Origin of the sequence: Mucilaginibacter pedocola (assembly GCF_002013915.1) — a bacterium.
In the GTDB taxonomy this organism is placed as follows: domain Bacteria; phylum Bacteroidota; class Bacteroidia; order Sphingobacteriales; family Sphingobacteriaceae; genus Mucilaginibacter; species Mucilaginibacter pedocola.
Window position 1 is genome coordinate 73,437 of the sequence record NZ_MBTF01000036.1, and the last position, 21,536, is coordinate 94,972.

Below are 21,536 nucleotides of genomic sequence, written 5' to 3' on the forward strand. Positions count from 1 at the left end.
TATAGCATATTTATTTTACTTCGAAAGTGTTGTTAGCGCGGTTTATATCCGGGTAAGCGCTTTCGGGATCGATCACTACTTTTGCAATGGCTTTGCCCGTATTGTTTGCTGTAAAAGTATACGTATTAGTGTATTGCCATATCTCTACCGGGAACTTCCGTTGTTCTTTCGTTCCATCGGCGTAAGTAATTTCAACTTCCAGCGGCATAGCGACCCTGTCCATGTTCATTACTGTAACGGCGCGTTCTTTAGCATCAACTTTAACTATGCTTTGATCGAGCCTATAGTTTTCTATGAACATACTTTTCCAAAACCAGCTTAAATCCTCGCCAAACGAATTATCAATACTCCTGAAAAAGTCCCAGGGCGTAGGGTGTTTGTAAGCCCAATCGTGCATGTATTTTTTAAACGCACGGTCGAATCTTTCAGCCCCCACTATCCTGTTACGCAGTAAGGTTAACACGTAAGCCACCTTTTGGTACTGTATCGGGAAAACCATATCACCGGGGATGGCATCGGGGCGTGTCATTATCGGTACCGCCCTTTCAGAAAATATAGTATCCATCGGAGCGTATATCTGTTGGTAGCCTACAAACTCGCCTTTGTTAAATTCTTTTACGGCAAGGTTATCTATAAAGGTGTTAAAGCCTTCATCCATCCAGGCGTACTTACGCTCGTTTGCGCCCACCGCCATCGGGAACCAGGTGTGCCCCAACTCGTGGTTAACCACCATAAAATAGGCGTTGCCGGTATCTTTGGCCGAGCAGAAAACCATAGCAGGGTACTCCATTCCATCCAGGTTAGAAGCCACATTTACCGCCTTGTTATAAGGGTAGGCCAGCCATTTTTCAGAAAAGTGCTGTATGGTGAATTTGATATACTCCGAAGAACGGCGCCAGCTATCTTTTTTATCAGATTCGATAGGATACAATGAGCTGCCTATAACCCTTTTGCCGCCCGCTATCGGGAAACTCAATGCCTCCCAAATAAATGATTTGGAGGCCGTCCAGGCAAAATCGCGGCTGTTGCTTAGTTTGTACTTCCATGTACTGGTTGCCTTTGCCGGTTTTGCCGCTGCATCGGTTACCTCTTTGGCGGTGCGGATAAATACCGGTGCATCGCTTGCCTTAGCTGCCTGCCAGCGCTTTAATTGCGTTGGCGTTAAAACCTCTTCGGCATTTTGCAGATCGCCCGATGCTTCTACAATGTAGGATGATGGCACTGTTATGTTCACTTCGTAGTTGCCATAATCGAGGTAAAACTCGCCGTTGCCTAAATATGGCAGCGTGTTCCAGCCTTCCACATCATCCAGCACGCACATGCGCGGGTACCATTGCGCCACGGCAAATATTTCCCCGTTTTTTGTTGGGAGTATGTCGGTACGGTTCACCAGGAAGTCGGCATTTTTATAGTTAACGGGGAAATTGTAGCTATAGCTAATGCTGAAACTGATCTTTTGCCCGCTCAGCAATGGCTCGGGCAGTTGCAACTCCATGCGGGTATCATAAATGTTGTATTTGATATCCCGCCCGTTAGCCCCGGCTGTTTTTATACCGCTTATTTGATACCCGCCGTCAGGCACTTTAACATCTGTATTTTGATAAAGAAAAAGCTTTGACAGCACACCTTTCGAATCTTTCCTGAAAGCGTTTTGTTCTGCCTGCATCCACAATACCTTTAGCGCATTTGGGCTGTTGTTGGTATACGTAACCGTTACCGTCCCGGTAATGGTGTGGGCCGCGTCATTCAGCGAAACATCTATGGTATAATCAGCCTGGTTTTGCCAGTATTTTGGGCCGGGTTCGCCGGTGGCGGCCCTGTATTCGTTACCGGCGGGTAAGATAGGCACTGCCGGGAACAGGTCCGTTGGTTTATATTTTGATTGCCCTGCTACGGTAATGCAATTAAACAATAAGTAAATAGCGGTGGTGTATTTAAAAAGAATAGTAGAGTTATTATGCATAGCTGCAATATACATGTTAATTCAATATCCTGTTGAAATAACAATCGATTGCCTGATATGGTGTATAACCAACACCTCCTACACACATTTAAGCCGGGCATCAACTACTCGCGGGTAGTTGATGCCCGGGTGATCAACTTAGGTTTTATACTGATTACTTTTGGTACCACTACGGTATCGGTATTCTCCATTTCCTGAAAGTAGAGGTTGGCCACCGTTTTGCCCATGTAAAAGCTGAACTGGTCTATAGTAGTGATGGAGGGACTGGTTATTTCGGTAAAGTTCTCGTTAGCGTACCCGCAGATGCCTAATTGCTGCGGCACCTTAATTTGCATAATGGTAGCAACCTCCAAAACACCCAGAGCCGAAAAATCTGAGGTAGACGCAAATATGGCATCAGGTGGCTCGGGCAGGCTGAGTAGCTGACGGGTAGCGGCCGCGCTGAGTTCTTTGGTCCAGGCGTTCTCTATCATCAGGTCGGCTATGGGGGCTATGCCATGCTCTTTTAGTGCGCGCAGGTAACCGGTTTTGCGCTGGCGGAAAATATTGAGCTTCTGCGGACCCTCCAGCAAGGCTATGCGTTTGTAACCCTGTGTGATCATGTGGCTTACCGCATCAAAAGATGATTGTTCGTTATCGTTGGTCACTTTCAGGGTTTCCAGTTCATCCACCACACGGTCGAACTGGATGAGTTGTATGCCATGGTCCAATACATTCTGCAGGTGGTCGTGCGCTGTAGTTTCTACCGAAACAGATATTACTATACAATCAACATGCTGGTTGATCAGCGTGTTTACGCATTGCACTTCTTTTTCGTACTGCTCGTTAGATTGGCAAATGATCAAGTTGTAGCCCTGCTTGTAAGTAGCATCCTCTATCCCCGCTATCACATTCGAGAAGAAGTTTTGGTTGATGCGCGGAACCACCACGCCAATGGTTTTGGAGTGCCCCTTACGCAGGTTAGATGCCAGCGTATTGCGGGTATAGTTAAGCTCTTTGGCTGTTTTCAGGATGAGTTTCTTGGTAGCGTCGTTTACCGAACTACTGTTATTAAGCGCCCTCGATACCGATGAAGGGTTGAGGTTTAGCTTTTCGGCAATATCATAAATGGTAGTTCGTTTCTTCGATCTCATGCTGCAAGATAAAATTTAAAATTAAATTCAACAATCGATTGCATTTTGTTGAATTTAATTTAATTTCGTTTCTGCAATTATAACCAAAAACGGCTATTATTTATGTTATTGTTAGGTATCGATCTGGGTACGTCATCGGTAAAGGTGAGCGTGGTTGATGTTGAGAAGCAGCAACTTGTTGCATCGGCGCAATACCCCGAAACGGAAGCGGCCATTATTTCGCTGCAAACGGGTTGGGCCGAGCAATCGCCCGAGGAGTGGTGGCAGCAAACCGGCCACGCCATAGCGCTGTGCCATAAGAAAGGCGGTTATGACCCTGCCGATATTACTGCCATAGGCATTGCCTACCAAATGCACGGGCTGGTATTGGTTGATAAGAACCAGCAGGTGTTGCGCAACAGCATCATCTGGTGCGATAGCCGCGCCGTAGAAATTGGCGATAAAGCCTTCGATGAGATAGGCCACGAAGCCTGCCTCTCGCACATGCTCAACTCACCGGGGAACTTTACGGCATCTAAACTGGCCTGGGTAAAACAAAACGAACCCGCAGTTTACGAGCAGATAGATAAGATAATGCTACCGGGCGACTATATCGCCATGAAGCTAACGGGCGAAATAACTACTTCCGCCTCGGCGCTATCAGAAGGTATCTTCTTCGATTTTCAATTCAACGGTATCTCAAAAGATGTTATCGAATACTTCGGGTTCGATGATAGTCTGTTCCCGGTAATGAAGCCGGTTTTTTCGGCTCACGGGCGCGTAAAACCTGATGTTGCCGCAGCGTTGAAACTAACCACCGGCATCCCGGTAACCTATAAAGCCGGCGACCAGCCCAATAACGCCCTTTCGCTGAATGTACTAAAACCCGGAGAAGTAGCCGCTACAGCTGGTACCTCGGGCGTTATATACGGCGTGAGCGACGATTTGGCTTACGACCCACAATCGCGCGTGAACACTTTTGCGCACGTTAACTATGCCAACGATGCCAAACGTTTGGGCGTGTTGCTGTGCATCAACGGCACGGGCAGCTTATACCGCTGGGTTAAAAATGCCTTTGCGGGCAATTTAACCTACCAGCAAATGAATGCCGAGGCAGAGAAAGCCCCGGTTGGCAGTAACGGCTTACGTATTATGCCCTTTGGCAACGGTGCCGAGCGCATGCTTAACAATAAACAGGTAGGCGCGCACCTCCACAATATCGACCTGAACCTGCATACCCTTGCCCATATTTTCCGCGCGGGGCAGGAGGGTATTGCTGCCGCCTTCAGGTACGGGTTGGATATTATGCGCGAAAACGGCATGAACCCAACCGTTATCCGCGCAGGCAAAAGCAATTTATTTTTGAGTAGCCTTTTCACCCAAAGTTTTGTGAATGCTACAGGCGTACCGGTAGAGCTTTATAATAACGATGGCAGCATGGGCGCGGCCTTGGGCGCGGGTATAGGCGCAGAGATATTCACGCCATCGGAGGCTTTCAGCAATGCTAAAGTTATCCAGAGGGTAGAGCCACAAGGCGATGGCTTTGAAGAAACCTACCAAAGCTGGAAAGGTATTTTGCAAGAGCATTTAAGCAAGTTATCATCATAAACAAATCAAACATAAACTAATAGAAAAGCTATGTCGGTTATAACAGGAGAGAAAGAGTTTTTTAAAGGAATAGGGCAAATAAAATACGAAGGCCCCGAGTCGGATAACCCGCTGGCCTTCCGCTGGTACGATGCCGATAAGGTGGTTGCCGGTAAAACCATGAAAGAGCATATGCGCTTTGCCTGTGCATACTGGCACTCGTTCAACGGCAACGGTGCCGATCCGTTTGGTGGTGCTACCCATATTTTCCCCTGGGATGCTAAAGCGGATGCGGTAGAGCGTGCTAAAGATAAAATGGATGCGGCTTTTGAGTTCATCACCAAAATGAACATGCCGTACTACTGCTTCCACGATATCGATGTGGTTGACTACACCAACGATGTTGCTGATAACGAGAAACGCCTGCAAACACTGGTTGAATACGCTAAACAAAAACAAGCTGCCAGCGGTGTAAAACTGCTTTGGGGTACTGCCAATGTATTCAGCCACTCGCGCTACATGAATGGCGCTTCTACCAACCCCGATTTCCATGTGCTGGCGCATGCAGCTGCACAGGTAAAAGGCGCAATGGATGCTACTATTGCCTTAGGTGGCGAGAACTACGTTTTTTGGGGAGGCCGCGAAGGTTACATGAGCCTGCTGAACACCAACATGAAACGCGAGCAGGAGCACCTTGCCAAATTTTTGCATACCGCTAAAGATTATGCCCGCAAACAAGGCTTTAAAGGTACCTTCTTCATCGAGCCAAAACCATGCGAGCCAACTAAGCATCAATACGATTTTGACGCCGCTACCGTGTTCGGCTTCTTGCAGAAATACGGGCTTACCGATGATTTTAAACTGAACCTGGAAGTGAACCACGCTACATTAGCGGGCCATACCTTCCAGCACGAATTGCAGGTAGCTGCTGATTGCGGTATGCTGGGTTCGATAGATGCTAACCGTGGCGATATCCAAAACGGCTGGGATACCGACCAGTTCCCGAATGATATCACCGAGGTAACCGAATACATGCTCATCATACTGGAAGCAGGTGGCTTTGCAGGTGGTGGTATCAACTTTGATGCAAAAATTCGCCGTAACTCTGTAGACCCTGCCGACCTGTTCTATGCACACGTAGGTGGTATGGATGTTTTTGCAAGGGCATTGGTTATTGCCGATAACATATTGCAAAAATCGGATTACAAGAAAATACGTGCCGATCGCTATGCTTCTTTCGATAGCGGCGCGGGTAAAGATTACGAAAACGGTTTATTGTCGTTAGAAGACCTGCGCAACTACGCAGCCGCCAATGGCGAGCCAACACCAAAAAGCGGCAAGCAAGAATACCTGGAAAACCTGGTGAACCGCTACATCTAAAAATTAAACAAACTAAACTAAAGAGGGCTGTCCGTTGATAAACGGATGGCCTTTTTTGTTACCGCTTAATTCTGCAACGAATCGGGGTTAGGGATGATGTTAACGAATGCCTGGAAGTTGGCGTAGTACTTATCCTTATCTAACTGGTAGTAGTAAGCGCCGCGTTTAGAACCGGCCTTGTCTTTATCGGTTAATTTAATAAGCAGCCCGGTGGCCAGCACACGTTTGCTGAAGTTACGTTTATCAATACTGGTGTTAAATACACTTTCGTAAAGGTTTTGCAACTGCGGCAGCGTGAAACGCGATGGCAACAATTCGAACAAAATAGGGTGCAGCGCCGCTTTGTATTTGATACGGCCGCGGGCCATTTCTACCATGTCCTGATGGTCGAATATCAGTTTGGGGATACGTTCGAGCGGTACCCATTCGGCATGAAACTCGGAACTTATTTGCTGCTCGTATTTATGGATGTCTATCAGCGCAAAATAACTTACCGATATGGTGCGCTCGATAGGGTCGCGGGTGGTTTCGCCGAAGGAATACATCTGCTCTAAATACACCCCTTCTAAACCGGTGAGTTGTTTCAGGATGCGGTTGGCAGCCTGGTCCAGGCTTTCGCTATCCTGCACAAAACCACCCATCAGGCTCCATTTATCTTTTTCGGGGTTAAAGCCCCGTTTTATCAGCAGTAGTTTCAGCGATTCGCCATCGAAGCCAAAAATTATACAATCTACCGCTAATAAAAATCTTGTTTGCTTGCTGTATTTGTTCATTTTGGTGGCCTGAATTGGTGCTGTTGCGGGCAAATATAACTTACGTAGGGTAGAATAAAAAACAGGGGCGCAATTGAGCGGTGAATGAACTGCTTATGCTATTGCCTTAGCGCGCCTGAACTCGCCCGGGCTTAACTGTTTGTATTGCTTAAACAGGCGGTTGAGGTGGCTTTTATCGGTAAAGCCAAATTCGTCGGCAATTTCGGTTATGCGCATTTTGGTTTGCAGCAGGCGGTTCTCCACCAGCTGCATGCGGTAGTTGTTTATGTATTGCTGCAGCGTTTCGCCGGCATGTTTGTTAAAATACCGGCCAAGGTAGCTTTCCGAGATGTTGTAGCGTTGGGCCAAGGCCGCTGCCCTAAGTTTATCGGGGAAGTATATATTGGCCTGTATGTATTCCATCATATCCAGCAACTTGTCGTCTGCTATTTTAGGTTGGTCCCCCACAACGGGCGAAAGGTTTCGCGCCAGCAACGTAAGCAGGGTGTTTACCAATTGCCCGGTCACTTCCTCGTAATAAATATCACGGCGTAAGTGTTCGCTTATTAAAATATCCATTAGGTTTTTCAGGGCGGTGCTGTTTTCCGGCTGATTCAATAATGGGGTTTGCCTGCCGGCATTCTCCAGTATCATCTCTAAGCGGGCAAGCAATGCGCTGTTGCCCTTCGCCCGGCTGAGGAATAATTGGTTGAACCGTATGAAAAAGAATTGCGACCGCTCTTGTATTTTGAACAGGTGCGAATGGTTGGGCGCCAATATAAAAAGCTCGCCGGTATGGTAGGGCAGTTCGCTTTCATCTATGCATTGCGTGCCGCTGCCGGCCACAATATACACCAGTTCGAAAAAGCTATGCTGATGCCAACCGCGGGGGCACTCGTCCATTGCTTCTTTCAATACCAGTTCGAAGGGTTGCCTTAGATGGTCTGTTACCATACACAAATATAATGCGGTGTGGTAAATTTTTACACCATAATGGTGTAAAAATACTCTTTATCGGGCAGCGCGCTATCGCAACTTTGTGTCATCAAATAAATAATTATGAAAGCTTTAGTATTAGAAAATTACAATGCATCCTTTGTATTGAAAGATATAGATAAACCCGCCTCTAAACCCGGCGAAGTATTGGTAAAAGTTAAAGCCAGCGGCATCAACCCGCTCGACCTGAAAATAAAAGCCGGGCAGGCCGCACATGCGCACACTCAATTGCCTGCAATATTAGGCATAGATATGGCAGGCGTGGTAGAAGCAGTTGGCGAAGGCATTACCCCATTTAAACCCGGCGACCGTGTATTTGGCATGACGGGTGGTATAGCCGGCATCCCCGGTTCGCTGGCCGAATATGCTTCGGTAGATGCTGCGCTGTTGGCTAAAATGCCCGCCAATATCAGTTTTAAACAAGCTGCTGCATTACCGCTGGTTTTAATAACTGCTTGGGAAGCCTTGGTAGATAAGGCCAATGTTGGGCCGGGTAAAACTGTTTTGATACATGGCGGTGCAGGTGGGGTAGGGCATATTGCTGTGCAATTAGCAGTAGCCAGAGGCGCAAAAGTATTTACCACCGTAAGCCACGAGAATGAAAGCCTCATCACCGGTTATGGCGCTATCCCCATATTTTATAAAGAGAGCAGTGTTGAAGAATATGTGAACCAACGCACCAACGGCGATGGCTTCGATATTGTGCTGGATACCGTTGGCGGGGCGGTGCTGGATGATTCCTTCCGTGCAGTAAAGCGGTATACAGGGCATGCGGTAAGTATATTGGGCTGGGGCACGCATAGTTTGGCACCGCTATCATTTCGGGGAGGCACGTATTCGGGTGTGTTTACTTTATACCCGCTTATTTCGGGCGAGGGCAGGGCGCATCACGGGCAAATACTGGCAGATGCAGGGCGTTTGATAGAAGCCGGTAAGTTATTGCCAAATGTTGATGAGCGTACGTTTGGTTTGGCCGATGTGGAGGAGGCTTATGCTATACAGGCTGCGGGCGGTTCGAGAGGGAAGTTGGTAGTGGATATCGATTAAAGCTTGGATCGCTTTAAAAAATGTGCGGAAAGGCTGGTGCGGTTCCCCTCTTGAGAGGGGTGGAGGGGTGTGTTTGCGCATCTCGGATAATGGAAAACATCAGCCAACACACCCCTGCTCTCGCTCCGTCCACCGCGCCCCCTCTCAAGAGGGTAAATAAAAACGTTTACCTACCGCCAGTCCTTAATAAACTCAAAGAATAACTCTTTGTATTGGTCGGTAACGGGGATGGTAGTATCGGCAATTTGTACGCTGTTTTTGGTGACCGATTTCACAGCATTTTTGGCGATGATGAATGAGCGGTGTATACGCAGGAAACCCGAGGGTGAAAGTTTCTCTTCGAGGCTTTTGAGGCTGGTTAGGGTAAGCAGTGGCTTCTCCTGGCTTTTCAGGAAAAGTTTTACGTAATCCTTTAAGCCTTCTATGTACAAAATATCGTCGGTATCTATTTTCACCAGCTGAAAATCTACCTTCAGGTATATATAGCTTTTCTGCGGTGCGGTTATCGGAGCTTCAATTCCTGCGCCGGCATTGCTGCTCTCCAGCATCACAAAATAATCGTAGGCCTTGGTTGCCGCTTTGGTGAAATCTACAAAACTGAAGGGCTTTAGCAGGTAATCCAACGCATCAACCTTAAAACCTTCAAGAGCATATTGGTCGTAAGCAGTGGTGAAAACAATGCGCAGGTTTTTCTTTTTGCCGGTTTGCTCAATAATGCGAGCCAGCTCTACACCGCTCAGGTCGGCCATGCGGATATCGAGGAAAATTAATTGTATTGCGGGATTCTCAAACGTAGCCTTTAGCGCTTCTACCGCGTTGGAAAAAGTGCCTACCAGGTTCAGAAACGAAGTTTGCTCAATGTACGATGTTACCAGCTTAAGGGCAACGGGTTCGTCATCAACCGCTATGCAATTTATTTTCATTTCAAATTTAAAGTTAGCGATACGGTGTAGTCTTTGGTTACGGCGTCACTGTTAATGTCAAGCGAGTAACGGCCTGGGTACAACAGATCCAGTCGGCGCTTGGTATTGGCCACGCCAATGCCGTTGCTTTCTTCAAGGTACTGCGCCTTCTCGTTAAAAAGCGAATTTTTTATTTCGAGTATCAAGGTGTTGGCCGTTTGGCTTATCTCTATAAAAATATAGCTGGGATGTACCGAACTGATGCCATGCTTAAAGGCATTCTCCACAAAAGGCAAAAATATCATGGGGGCAATATCGTGGTTGCGCAGGTGCTCGGGCTTCTCAAATATGATCTGCACATCATCGCTCAGGCGCAGCTTCATCAGTTTAATATAGTCCTCAATAAATTTTATCTCTTTTTCAAGATTGGTAAGGTCATTCTTGGTTTCATATATCACGTAACGCATCATGTGCGATAGCGTGTAAATAGCATCCTTGGCGCCTGCCACGTTGCTATCGGCAAGGGCATAAATAGTGTGCAGTATGTTGAAAAAGAAATGCGGGTTTATCTGCGACTTGAGGAAAGATAGTTCGTTGGTTATCTTATCCTTTTCGGTAGCGCGAATGGCCTCCTGGTCTAAACGTATTTTTTTGGAGATGGCGATGATGGAGCTGATACCTAAAACAATAAGCGCCGAGATGATGGTCCAGTAGTTGTCGTGTTTGTTGCTTTCGTCGGATTTTTTGTTGAAGAGTTTGATGAGTGCCTTTCGCACGCCGGTAACTTCATCCAGCCAGTTATTGAGGTATACAACGCCCACTACCACCGCTATCAGCAGCAATAAAAAGGGCAGCACCCTGTTCTTGTATAAAAAATTGGGCGCTAAAAACAGCAGGTTAAGATAAAATAAAGCGGCCCACATCAGGTTTACCAGCACCTGTTTGGCCCAAAATTCGGGAGGGAGCTTAATGGGCCATGCCAGCGGGAAAAGCGTAAGCGCTATAAGCCCCACAATAATGTAGAACTGCGCCGAAAAAAGAAGCTTTTTAATGCCCGAAACAGCCATGGCTTATGTTAATTGGTAAAAATTAAAGGTAAAAAAAGTGCGTTTTGTTTCTCAGGCAAAACGCACCATACCGTATCAAGATACAGTAATCAACCAAATCCCATCTCACCGGGATGCTGCAAATCACCTGAATATTTTTCAATATAAAATGTCGAATAGACGGTTTGCAAAATAAAATAGATGAAACGGCATTTTCTATCTATAAAGCCCGGCACAATAGGTATTCCACAGCTAAAACTTCGCTAATTAGTTCTCATCGGTTTCTAATCGCCATTCGTCTACATTTAGGGCCTGCCCGTCTATTAGTAAAAACTACTTAATAGAATTTAGCTTGTTTTGCGCCAAACCAAGAATTATGTACCGCCAACTTTACCCGAATACACTTTTTAAAACAATATTAAAGCATGCACTGAAAGCCTTTGTAGCTTTATTGCTGCTGCCTATTATAGCGCAGGCACAACAAGGCGGCTTTCCGCAGGGGCCGCCGCCGGCAGGGGGCTCTATCTCGGGCGTGGTGATAGATTCTGTTACGCGCAAACCTTTAGATTATGCTACGGTGAGCGTTTACAAGGCAGGGGTTACCGCACCTGTAAGCGGTAGCCTTACCGACGCCAAGGGTGCCTTCAAAATTACCAACCTGCAGCCCGGCGAATATCGTGTGCAGGCTACCTTTTTAGGTTATGCCACAAAGTCGGTCAACAATATCCAGATAACTCCAACAAAAAAAGACATTAACCTTGGGCCGGTAATCGTACCACCCAACGCCAAAATGCTGGCCGACGTGCAAATAACCGGGCAACGCGCTTTGGTAGAGAATCGCATTGACAAACTGGTTTTTAACGCCGAGAAAGACGTGACCAGCACGGGCGGTAACGCCGCGGATATTTTGCGCAAGGTGCCAATGGTATCGGTAGATATGGATGGCAACGTGGCCCTGCGTGGCAGCCAGAATGTACGTATCCTCATCAATGGCAAGCCCTCAGGCGCACTGGTTACCAATGCTGCCGATGTGCTGAAATCGATGCCATCAGACCAGATCAAAAACATCGAGGTAATCACCGCGCCATCAGCCAAGTATGATGCGGAAGGTTCGGCCGGTATCATCAATATCGTTACCAAAAAGAAAGAGATATCGGGCTTTAGCGGGTCGGTTACGGGTAGCGTTGGTACCAGGCAGAGTAACCAAAGCGCTAACATCAATTACAATAAAAACAAGCTGAGCCTAACGGGTAACTTTGGCTATAACACGGGCTGGCCGCAAACCACTTATACTTCGTTCAGCAGCCAGAATACCGATCTGGGCACCAATTCATCATCCGAAGGCAGGAACACCTCCAACCGCCATTTCATGAATGGTTCGGCATCTCTGGGTTACGATTTTAACGACAAGAACAGCTTCTCCTCATCATTTAACCTGCGTGGCGGTGCCTTCAAGAATGATGGCAGCACGGTAAACTCCAACTATTCGCCTGCGGATGGTTTGGTGAATTATACAGCGCTAACCAGCAACAAATTCAATGTATCGAACTTCGACTGGAATAACGATTTTACGCACAAATTTGCCAAAGAGGGCGAGGAGATAAGCATAGCCGCCCAATGGACGCACGGTACCAACGATGTGAATTACCTGAACGAGTACACCGGTTTCACCCAAAATGAAAGGGCACAAAACAACGGTGTTAACAACGAGTACACCATACAAACAGATTATGTGTTGCCTATCAATAAAGTATTCAAACTGGAGACAGGTGCAAAAACCATTATCCGCCGTATTACCAGCGAGTACGATTTTTATAACCCAGATGCAAGCGGCAACTATGTATTCAACCCTGCAACTTCAAATATTTATGATTACGATCAGGATGTGTATTCGGGATATGGCTTGCTAACTACATCACTGAAAAGTGGCTATACCCTACAGTTTGGTGCAAGGGTAGAGAATACACAGATCAGCGGTAACTCAGGCAACAGCAGTGTTGGTTTATCGCCGCTAAACAACTCGTACACCAATTTTGTGCCAAGCTTTGTTATCTCTAAAGCGCTTACACCAACACAAACCCTTAAACTGAGCTATAGCAAACGTATACAGCGCCCCAGCCTGCAGTTCCTGAATCCTTTCCGCAACACGGCCAACCCGCTTAACCAAACACAGGGTAACCCCGAGTTGTCGCCCGAGATAAGCCAAACCGTAGAACTTAACTATTCTACCTTCATCAAAACCTCGGTGATCAATGCATCGGTTTACTACCGCAAAACCAACGATATTATTGAGAGCTATGTAAGCACCGTGCCTTTCACTACCGTTGATAACGATGGCAACACCGTGACACGCGATGTATCGTTAACCAATTATCTCAACGTCGGTAAGAACAACTCTATCGGTGCTACACTATTTGGCTCTACCGAATTATTTAAGGTTTTAACCATCAGGGGTAATATCAATGCTTTTACTTACAAGCCGCAGGTTATCAGTAGCCTGTTGCCGGTGGGTAACCAGTCTACCTATATCCAGTACAATGCTTTCATCAGCGGTACAGTAAAATTGAGTTCAACGCTTTCGGCAGAAACGTTCCTTATCCAAAATTCGGCAAGGCGCACATTTCAGGGAAGCAACCCGGCCTTTAACCTGTTTGTGATAGGGGCTAAGAAAGATATCTTCAAAAAGAAGGGTTCGGTGGGTATCAATATCACCCAGCCGTTCCAGGATTACAAAGATTTTACGTCGCGCATCAACAGCGGTGCGCTCACGCAGTATAACCGCTTCTCGGTGCCATTCAGGTCCTTCGGTGTTAGCTTTACCTACAACTTTGGTAAAACCACCTTCGGCCCGCCAAAGAAAAAACGTGGCGTAAGCAACGATGACCTAAAACAAGGCGACGGCAACGGCGGGCAAGGCGGCCAGGGTGGTGGCCCCGGCAGGTAATTAGGTCAGCTATCCCTATTCAACCCTCTTTCCTTTTTAGGGAAAGAGGGCTTTTGTTTTACAGGATGTTTGGGCAGCTAATCCTCTCTCTTCAGGTCAACCCTTAACCCCACCTGGAAAACATTGCTATTACCGAAGCGATTCATACCTGCGGTATTGAGTGTGTAATTCACCATTACTGCCGAGTTGATGGAGGCTACATTAACACCCAACCCCAGGGTGGCGTTTTTAGAAGTATGGTACATGGCGTTCAACATCAAATTATTGTTCAGCATGGCAAGGTTGGCGCCGATGTCGAATATCTGGTCGCCGCCTTTTACACCGCGGAGGGCGGCTAAGGGTTCGAGGGTACCATCGCCGTCATCGCCCAAGGGCAATTTGTAGCTGATGGCAGTATAAAACACGGCCCAGTTTACGGTATTGGTAATTTCTTTTTTAAATAGCTGGCGCATGTTGGGCAGCATTGCTTGTATGGTTAGGGCGCTGTTGGTATAGGCAATACCAAAATCACCATCGATACTGGCGCTTGAGTTATTAAAGCGCGCAATGGATGGGTCGCTCATGTCGCCCTGTAGGTTGGAGGTGTTTAATCTCTCAGTGCTTATCCCTCCCGATAGACCGAAATGCAGGGTTTCGCCCTGTGCTACGGGCAAGTGGTAGGCGTAAGTGGCCACAGCGCGCGTACGGCGCAGCAAACCGGCTTTATCTGTAAACACGGTGGCGCCTATACCCACACGGTTGTTAAAGCCGTACTCGCCTGTAAAGGCCCCGGTAACCGGCGAACCTTCTACGCTGTTAAATTGCGAACGGTAGGCCAGGTTGCCTTTAAAACCCTCGGTGCTGCCCGCGAAGGCAGGGTTACCCAAATACCTGTTAAAATAATACTGGCTGGCCAGGGGCACCAATTGCGCCTGCGCCTGCATGCAAAACATAACGGCCGTTAAAAACACCGTTAAAGCAATTCCTTTTATGTGCTGAATAAGTTTCATGGTTGTGATGGCTAAAGGTTTAGTTTCTAACGATGGTTATGGTACCGCTTAGGGTGCTGCCGTTGCCCAGGTCTATCTTATACAAATAGGCATCCTGCACCAATGGGTCGCCGCTGCGGTTGGTGCCCGCCCAGTTGTTGTTGTAAGCCCCGCTGAAGGCATAAACCTCGCGCCCCGCGCGGTCGTAAATGCGGATGCGGCAATCGGGGAAGCTGCCTATATCGGCTATTATCCAGGTATCGTTATAACCATCGCCGTTGGGGGTGATGATATTATTAGGCCTAACCGTGGGTGGCTGTATAATAGTGAAGGTTCGCTCTACCGGCTTGGCGGCTAAGTAGGTATCGTTACCGGCCTGTGTGGCAGTAACCGTAACCGTGCCCGCTGTTAAGGCGGTAAGGGTAGTGCCCGATAGACGCGCCTTGTCGCCTGTTACGGTAAGGGTAATCGGCAGTCCCGATGATGAGGTTGCCGTAAGCGTTGCGGTAGTTTGTGTGCGCATATCCGCTATAGCTGCGAAGGTGATGGTTTGCGATGCTTTGGCTACCACAATATCGTGCTGTACGGGGGTAGCGGCATTGTAATTGGCATTACCCAACTGTGTGGCGGTAATTTTTGCCGTCCCAAGCCCAACAATATGAACTTTGCCTGCCAAAATGGTTGCTACCGAAGTATTGCTGCTGCTATAGGTAACTCCCAATGATGAACTGGCCGTTGCGCCAGGGTCAAAGTCGGCATCTATCAATGTTTTATCGGCGATGGCTGCGAATGTAATGGTTTGGCCGGCTTTGGATATGGTTAGTGTTTGTGTGAATGGGGCGGCGGCAACATACGCGGAATTACCCGGTTGCGTGGCGGTGATATCTGCCGTGCCTGCCCCTACGATGTGTATTTTGCCATCGGCCGTTATGGTAGCTACTGCCGGGTTGCTGCTGGTAAGCGTTACGGGCAGGCCCGAGGTAGCCGAGGCCTCCGGGTTGAAGTCTGCCGAGCCGAAATCAATTTTTAAGGCAAAGGGAGGTATCCAAACCGATTGGAATGCTTTAACAACGGTAAGCGCCTGCGAAACATTTGGTGCCGGGAACCAGTATGCGTCGCCCGCTTGCGATGCGGTGATGGTGGTAGTGCCCACACCCGTAATATGGATGAGGTCGCCACGCGGATCGCTGCTGGTAACGATCGTTGCTACAGCCGGGTTACTGCTGGTATAGGTTACTTTAAGTCCCGATGTTGCTACGCCGCCTGCAAAAAAGTCGGTAGCTATAACTTCTTCATTTTCGAAAGGGGCCAGCGCAATGGTTTGCGGCTGGCGCTCAAATACGTTAAGGGTATGTTCTACGCTTACAGCAGCGTTAAAATTGGCATTGCCCGGCTGCGATACCGTAATATTGGTGAAACCTTCGCTTAGCAGGTGCACCATACCCGATGCGCTCACGGTAGCTACTGCGGTATTGCTGCTGGTGTAAATAAGCGGCAGGCCCGAGGTGGTAGACGCCCCTACGCTAAAGTCGGCCTCGCCCACCAAATGATTAGCGAATATGGGGAACGTAATAGTTTGATTGGCTTTGTTAACGGTAAGCAGTTGCGAAGACGGCGGGCCGGCGAAATAAATATCAGTTTCGGGCTGCGTGGCCGTAATGGTGGCCGTGCCGCCGCCTACAATGTGGATGTGTTTACCATCAGGCATAATAATGGCTACGGCAGGGTTGCTGCTGCTGAGTACGGTCGCTCCGCCTTCATTAATAATTATCGTAGGCTCAAAATCGGCATCGCCGTATGTTTTTGCGCTAATAGGCAACAGGTCGGCCTGTTGCGGTGCTTTGGTTACGGTTAGCTGGCGACTGATAGGGCCTGCGGGGTTCCAGATATTATCTCCGGCTTGCGAGGCGGTGATAATGGTACTACCCAGGCCAACCACATGTATCATGTTGCCACCTACAATGGTAGCCACTGCGGTATTGCTGCTGCTATAGCTGATGGGTAGTTCCGAATCGGTATGCCCGTCGGCGAAGAAATCAGGATCAAGGATGGTTACATCGGCAAATGGTGCGAAGGTGAATACCTGGTCGTGTTTGTTTACGGTTAGCGTGCGAGATACATCCGCTGCAGGCGCATAAACATCGTTACCGGCTTGCGACGCTGTAATAGTAGTAGTGCCTGCCCCTACAAGATGTACCATAGCGGGCTGCCCGCCGGTAGCAGGAATAATGTTTGCCACATTGGTGTTGCTGCTACTATAAGTAACCGGCAAGCCCGAACTGGCCGAACCATTAGCGAAGAAATCTGCTTCATCAACAAATACATCGGCAAAAGGGGCAAATGTGATGCTTTGCGCGGTGAGTACTACGCCTATGGTAAGCGTGCCTTGCTGGTAAACAAAGTCATAGTTGGTGGCCACGCCGCCGCTCGCGGTTATGGGGTAAGCACCCGGTGCACTCGCCGTTGTTGCGGTGGTTGTAGCGGTAGGGGCGGTAGTAAGGGCAGCAGCAGTTTCGCCATTTACAAACCCGGTGTAAGTTAGGGTAAATGCAGGGTTCGCCTGGCCCTGGTCGCGGTTTTTATCGTCGGGGCGTACGGTCAGGGTTGCTTTGGTAACTTCGAGTATACCATTTTGATAAACGAAATTGTAATTGGCCGCTGCTGCGCCCGATGGAACTATATTATAAAAAGCCACCGGCGATGTTGCCGTGGCAGCCGTGGTAAATACAGGCGGCGTAGTTATAACGTTCTCGCCCTCGTTATACACAAAGCCCGAGTAAGCCACAATACTGAAAGCCGGATTAGCCTCACCGTATTTGCGTTGAGCGTTGCCTGCTTTTATAGCAAGCGTTGCTTTGTTTACGTTTACCACCGCGGTAACTGCGGTAGCCGCATCATAAGTAGCATCGCCGGGTTGAGTGGCAGTAATATTCGCCGAGCCAACGCCCATTATGCGCAGTTGCCCGCCAACAACGGTTATTACAGCGGTGTTATCGCTGGTGTAGTTTACTGCAAGGCCCGATGATGCGGTTGCCGGACTAAATTCTCCATTACCATAATTTTTATCCACCGGGCCGGCAAAAGTGATGGTTTGCGCGTTTTTACCTGTGGTTACGCTGGCGGGATTGCCGGTGGTATTATCGCGGATGTAAACCACTTGCGGCTCGAAGGTGCCGGTGTAGTCGAACACCTTAAAGTAGTAAGTGGTGCCCATGGTAAGCCCCGTTACGGTTACACTGTTGCCCGTGCCGCGGTAAATAATTTTGGTAGCAGCATCAAGCGGGTAGCCAGACGGGTAATTATTATTGTTTGGATAAATAGAAGCATCAGATGGGTTGGGGAAGTTATTATCCAGCGTGCGCACCTCCACAATGCGGGCGGTGCCGGTGCCGTTGGTCCAGGTTAGAGTAACCTGGTCGCCCAGGATGTTAGAGAATACAATATTCGATGAGTTGGTAGCAACCGGCAGCGTTACAGGCACGGTAGTAATATCGGCTTTGGCCAAAAAGCCATCGCTCACACCACCGCCAAAAGCGTTTTGGAAGGCATTGGTTACAAAGCCGGTGTTGCTGTTAGTACTCCCTGCCATGTAAACAAAATTGCCTGATGTAGCCAGGCCGTTAACCGCATCATCCCCTGCATCGCCTATGTACGAACCCCATTGCAGGGTACCATCCTTTTTAAAGCGGGCCACCCAGCCATCGGTAGTAGTAGGGAAACCGCCCGGGGTATAATCATTTTTAAAGCCCGCATTGCCAATACCTGCGGTGCTTTTGGTGTTGCCGCCTATGAAGATATCGTCGGAAGCGTTAATACTGATGGCCGAGCTGATATCGGTAGCGGTGCCGCCATAATAAGTGCCCCACTGCCTTGCGCCAAGGGAATTGAACTTCGCCAAAAAAGCATCCTCGTTGCCGCCAATGCTTTGTTTATGGCTGCCAACAGTGGCAATAGTGCCCAGGCCGGGTGTTGCAGCAGAACCCGTCATGTAAACCGAGCCCTCGCTATCTACCGCCACGCCAAAGCCTTTATCATCATAAACATTGCCGCCGTAATAAGTCCCCCATTGCTGCAAACCGGTAGGCGAAAATGCCGTCAGAAAGGCATCCCAGTAACCACCACCCCCGTAAGTGGTTTGCTGGGCGCCTCCTGTACTTATCTTTGTAGGGCTATTGGTATAGCCGGTAACGTATACCTGCGAGCCGCCTACGGCTATGCCCCGCCCGGCATCGTCCTGCGTGCCGCCATAGTAAGTGGCAAAGCTTGCAGCGCCTGCGGTATTCAGTTTTACCACAAAAGCATCATAGCTGCCTGCAAGTGCCAACTGATGCGGCGCCGCACCTTTTACCGGGAAGTTTTGGCTGTAGGTATAACCTGTGAAATAAATGTTCCCGCTGGCATCGGTAGTAACGGCCAGCGCCGCATCCTCGCCCGATTGTATGCCGAATGCGTTTATAGGCCCGCCATAATACGTTGCCCAGATACGTGTACCATTGGTGCTGAATTTGGCAACAAAGGCGTCATAGTCGCCGGCCAAAGCATCTTGTGCCGTACCTGCTGTGGCCATGCCGTTGCTTTGGGTGTAGCCTGCTATAATAATATTGCCATCGTTATCGGTAGTTACGCCGTAGGCCAGGTCGCTGCTGGTGCCGCCGTAGTAGGTTGCCCAAAGGCGGTTGCCGTTCGCGTCGAACTTTACCAGCATGGCATCGTAATTCAACACGCCGCCGCCACCGCTTTGCTGGCTGCCCGGCGTGGCAATGTTTGATGTACTTTGGGTATACCCCGCCAAATACACGTTGCCGCTTGCATCTGTAGCGGTGCTCGTCGCGGCATCTTCGCTTGGCCCGCCATAAAAGGTGCTCCAACTGATAGATGGGTCTATCACCAGCGTTTTATCCTGCGGTTGTTCAACATCGCCAAGGCTGAATGATACACCGTTTTTGCTGTGGCTGTAACTTGCGGCAATGGTTTTGTTGGCTACCATAGCCACCGGCCCTGCCTCTGTAAGCGTGCCCAGTCCGTTGCTTATTTTTATTTTGCCGGAGGCTTTTTCCGCCGGCGCATCTCCGCTGTAAGCAAACTTTACCTTCGCAATCTCACTGCCGGGGCGCAACACTACATCGTATTCCAGCTTATTATCTTTTATATAATATACGATATCGGTATTGGGGTAAATATTTTTATAAGTGATGCGCCTGTAGTTCTTTACGCCGCTAATAAGCTTGCCCGATTGGTAGTAATTGCTGATATCGGTATAAGCGCTATCTGCCTCCACCTTTACCGCCGGGTTGCTATTAAGCCATTGCGTTTGCGCATAGGCTATGTTCACAGCCGTTTCTTCGGGGCGGATTCCTTTTAACGGATGGTTATCAGGCAGCTTTTTGCTTTGGGTTTTGGTATCGGCCTGTATCCATTTATAAAGCACGCCAGTACGGGTGAAATACACGGCCATGCCGCGGTCTTTCATGGTGTACAGCACATCTTTTGAGGATAGTTTTGTCTGGTTGGAAACCTGCCCCTTATTCTCCTCGAACCGGAGCGGGATAGCGAGCGAGGGTTGCCCTTTTTGGGGTTGATAATTGTTTGCCGATACAAAATTGCTTAGCAGGCAAAAAAAAGTGAAGGCGTAAAGTTAGTTTCATGTGTTTGGTTTGGCGATAAGCCAAGTTACACACGTAAATGCTTGAGCCATTGTAAAAAAGAAGCGGGAGATGAGCTCTTTTTTGTTCCCCTCTTGAGAGGGGGCGCGAAGGAAATGTGCGGTTGCTGGGGTGTGTTCGCGAGTTTTACAGATTCGCTTTGCACCAACTCTAACACACCCCTAACCCCTCTCAAGAGGGGAACCAAAGTATGCGAATAATTGGGCAGTTAAAGTTCCCTTTTTTAAATCGGTGGAATCGTCTTTTAATCGGTGGAATCAAAAAATTAATCACCTACACTCCCCAGCAGCTCGTTACTGTTTACGCGGCTTTTGTGCACCTCGGAGGGCGTGCGGTTGAAGAATTTCTTAAAATCTTTAATAAAGTGCGCCTGGTCGTAAAAGTTGAAGTTGTATATTACCTCCTGCCAGGTATTATATTGCCCGTGTTGTAAAATATTATATACTTTATTAAAGCGTACTATACGGCTGTACATTTTTGGGGTGATGCCAACTACTTCTAAAAAATGACGTTCGAGGGTGCTCTTTGATATCCCCATACCCGTATACACTTCTTTAATGGTTTTTACGCCGCTGCCTTCATCTATCCGCTCGCAGGCCTGTTGTACCAGTTGTAGTTTTTCGGAATTTACTTTGGTGCTTAACCGCCCTACGAACCATTCCTGTAATAAAGTCATGGCTTTCTCCGGTTCGTTTTTATGTGCAAGCATCTGTTGATAAAAGGCTTGCATATCAGTATAGAGCAGTTCGCCAATATCAATAAAGGTGTCAACCAATCTGTTTTGAGGTGTGCCGAATAAGCGGTAAGCACTCCAGGGTTTCAGTACCGCCGATAAAAAACGGTAGCGCCCGGGTTTTACCCCAAGCTGGTAAAACTTGGTGGTTTGGCCGGTAAGGTTAAATGGGGCAGGGTTTTGTCCTTATCCAAAAAATCCTGCAATAGGTCGTCGAGCGCGAAGGAGAGTACGCTGTACCCCACCGGGAAAATGTCCACACTGTCGCTGCCTTCTGTAACGGTCATGCGGGCAGAAGCAAAAATGGTTATATAAGGTGTTAACTCGGGAAGTGGGGGCGTGTATTCAATGTATTCTGGTAAGGCCATGGCTGTAGGGGTTAGTCAATTTTTGAAAGCTCAAGGCATCCGCGCCCCATCCCCATAGCCTAACCCCAGCGGATG

General features: G+C 48.4%; 14 protein-coding genes. 4 read left to right on the forward strand and 10 right to left on the reverse strand.

Annotated elements, in window-relative coordinates; translation table 11 throughout:
- Window positions 1-10: 10 nt before the first annotated feature.
- Both BC343_RS25210 and BC343_RS25215 read right to left on the reverse strand, forming a co-directional pair.
- Complete coding sequence (locus BC343_RS25210) at window positions 11-1,963, reverse strand: M1 family metallopeptidase (protein WP_143822345.1); 1,953 nt, start codon at window positions 1,961-1,963, stop codon at window positions 11-13.
- Between the two features lie 104 nt (window positions 1,964-2,067).
- Window positions 2,068-3,096, reverse strand: a complete 1,029-nt coding sequence (locus tag BC343_RS25215; protein WP_078350590.1) for a LacI family DNA-binding transcriptional regulator — start codon at window positions 3,094-3,096, stop codon at window positions 2,068-2,070.
- Between the two features lie 102 nt (window positions 3,097-3,198).
- On the opposite strand from BC343_RS25215, the gene BC343_RS25220 reads away from it, so the two are divergent.
- Window positions 3,199-4,683, forward strand: a complete 1,485-nt coding sequence (locus BC343_RS25220) for a xylulokinase (RefSeq protein WP_078350591.1) — start codon at window positions 3,199-3,201, stop codon at window positions 4,681-4,683.
- A 30-nt stretch (window positions 4,684-4,713) separates the two neighbouring features.
- Window positions 4,714-6,042 carry a xylose isomerase gene (xylA, locus tag BC343_RS25225; protein ID WP_078350592.1) on the forward strand — a complete coding sequence of 443 codons (1,329 nt, stop codon included), beginning with the start codon at window positions 4,714-4,716 and terminating at the stop codon, window positions 6,040-6,042.
- 65 nt (window positions 6,043-6,107) lie between these two features.
- Here the strand turns inward: xylA and BC343_RS25230 are convergent, their stop codons facing one another.
- Window positions 6,108-6,815: an NUDIX hydrolase gene (locus tag BC343_RS25230; RefSeq protein ID WP_078350593.1), complete on the reverse strand. Its 708-nt coding sequence runs from the start codon at window positions 6,813-6,815 to the stop codon at window positions 6,108-6,110.
- A 93-nt stretch (window positions 6,816-6,908) separates the two neighbouring features.
- The gene (locus BC343_RS25235; protein ID WP_078350594.1) at window positions 6,909-7,748 is read right to left on the reverse strand and encodes an AraC family transcriptional regulator; all 840 of its coding nucleotides are present in this window, start codon (window positions 7,746-7,748) and stop codon (window positions 6,909-6,911) included.
- A 105-nt stretch (window positions 7,749-7,853) separates the two neighbouring features.
- On the opposite strand from BC343_RS25235, the gene BC343_RS25240 reads away from it, so the two are divergent.
- The gene (locus tag BC343_RS25240; protein ID WP_078350595.1) at window positions 7,854-8,837 is read left to right on the forward strand and encodes a zinc-dependent alcohol dehydrogenase family protein; all 984 of its coding nucleotides are present in this window, start codon (window positions 7,854-7,856) and stop codon (window positions 8,835-8,837) included.
- A 170-nt stretch (window positions 8,838-9,007) separates the two neighbouring features.
- On the opposite strand, the gene BC343_RS25245 is transcribed toward BC343_RS25240, so the two are convergent.
- Together BC343_RS25245 and BC343_RS25250 are read right to left on the reverse strand one after the other, a co-directional pair.
- Window positions 9,008-9,760, reverse strand: coding sequence for a LytR/AlgR family response regulator transcription factor (locus BC343_RS25245; RefSeq protein ID WP_078350596.1), 753 nt, complete (start codon window positions 9,758-9,760; stop codon window positions 9,008-9,010).
- Window positions 9,757-10,806 carry a sensor histidine kinase gene (locus BC343_RS25250; RefSeq protein ID WP_078350597.1) on the reverse strand — a complete coding sequence of 350 codons (1,050 nt, stop codon included), beginning with the start codon at window positions 10,804-10,806 and terminating at the stop codon, window positions 9,757-9,759. Before BC343_RS25250 ends, BC343_RS25245 begins: the two co-directional genes overlap by 4 nt.
- Before the next feature lie 355 nt (window positions 10,807-11,161).
- On the opposite strand from BC343_RS25250, the gene BC343_RS25255 reads away from it, so the two are divergent.
- Entirely contained in the window at window positions 11,162-13,729 is a 2,568-nt protein-coding gene (locus BC343_RS25255; RefSeq protein ID WP_078350598.1) for a TonB-dependent receptor domain-containing protein, read from the forward strand.
- Between the two features lie 77 nt (window positions 13,730-13,806).
- On the opposite strand, the gene BC343_RS25260 is transcribed toward BC343_RS25255, so the two are convergent.
- The 4 genes from BC343_RS25260 to BC343_RS25275 form a co-directional block, all read right to left on the reverse strand.
- Entirely contained in the window at window positions 13,807-14,718 is a 912-nt protein-coding gene (locus BC343_RS25260) for a PorP/SprF family type IX secretion system membrane protein (RefSeq protein ID WP_078350599.1), read from the reverse strand.
- Between the two features lie 19 nt (window positions 14,719-14,737).
- Window positions 14,738-20,308 (reverse strand): DUF7948 domain-containing protein, encoded by a 5,571-nt coding sequence (locus BC343_RS25265; RefSeq protein WP_449406591.1) that lies wholly within the window; start codon window positions 20,306-20,308, stop codon window positions 14,738-14,740.
- Between the two features lie 317 nt (window positions 20,309-20,625).
- Window positions 20,626-21,069 (reverse strand): helix-turn-helix domain-containing protein, encoded by a 444-nt coding sequence (locus BC343_RS25270; protein ID WP_162276939.1) that lies wholly within the window; start codon window positions 21,067-21,069, stop codon window positions 20,626-20,628.
- Between the two features lie 146 nt (window positions 21,070-21,215).
- Window positions 21,216-21,461 (reverse strand): hypothetical protein, encoded by a 246-nt coding sequence (locus BC343_RS25275; protein ID WP_078350602.1) that lies wholly within the window; start codon window positions 21,459-21,461, stop codon window positions 21,216-21,218.
- Window positions 21,462-21,536: the final 75 nt, after the last annotated feature.

Excerpts from the sequence above, each read along its gene's own strand:
- BC343_RS25260 (WP_078350599.1), bottom strand. The coding sequence starts at position 14,718 with ATGAAACTTATTCAGCACATAAAAGGAATTGCTTTAACGGTGTTTTTA.
- BC343_RS25275 (WP_078350602.1), bottom strand. The coding sequence starts at position 21,461 with ATGGCCTTACCAGAATACATTGAATACACGCCCCCACTTCCCGAGTTA.
- BC343_RS25210 (WP_143822345.1), bottom strand. The coding sequence starts at position 1,963 with ATGCATAATAACTCTACTATTCTTTTTAAATACACCACCGCTATTTAC.
- BC343_RS25255 (WP_078350598.1), top strand. The coding sequence starts at position 11,162 with ATGTACCGCCAACTTTACCCGAATACACTTTTTAAAACAATATTAAAG.
- BC343_RS25245 (WP_078350596.1), bottom strand. The coding sequence starts at position 9,760 with ATGAAAATAAATTGCATAGCGGTTGATGACGAACCCGTTGCCCTTAAG.
- BC343_RS25230 (WP_078350593.1), bottom strand. The coding sequence starts at position 6,815 with ATGAACAAATACAGCAAGCAAACAAGATTTTTATTAGCGGTAGATTGT.
- BC343_RS25240 (WP_078350595.1), top strand. The coding sequence starts at position 7,854 with ATGAAAGCTTTAGTATTAGAAAATTACAATGCATCCTTTGTATTGAAA.
- BC343_RS25215 (WP_078350590.1), bottom strand. The coding sequence starts at position 3,096 with ATGAGATCGAAGAAACGAACTACCATTTATGATATTGCCGAAAAGCTA.
- BC343_RS25235 (WP_078350594.1), bottom strand. The coding sequence starts at position 7,748 with ATGGTAACAGACCATCTAAGGCAACCCTTCGAACTGGTATTGAAAGAA.
- BC343_RS25270 (WP_162276939.1), bottom strand. The coding sequence starts at position 21,069 with ATGCTTGCACATAAAAACGAACCGGAGAAAGCCATGACTTTATTACAG.
- BC343_RS25250 (WP_078350597.1), bottom strand. The coding sequence starts at position 10,806 with ATGGCTGTTTCGGGCATTAAAAAGCTTCTTTTTTCGGCGCAGTTCTAC.
- xylA (WP_078350592.1), top strand. The coding sequence starts at position 4,714 with ATGTCGGTTATAACAGGAGAGAAAGAGTTTTTTAAAGGAATAGGGCAA.
- BC343_RS25220 (WP_078350591.1), top strand. The coding sequence starts at position 3,199 with ATGTTATTGTTAGGTATCGATCTGGGTACGTCATCGGTAAAGGTGAGC.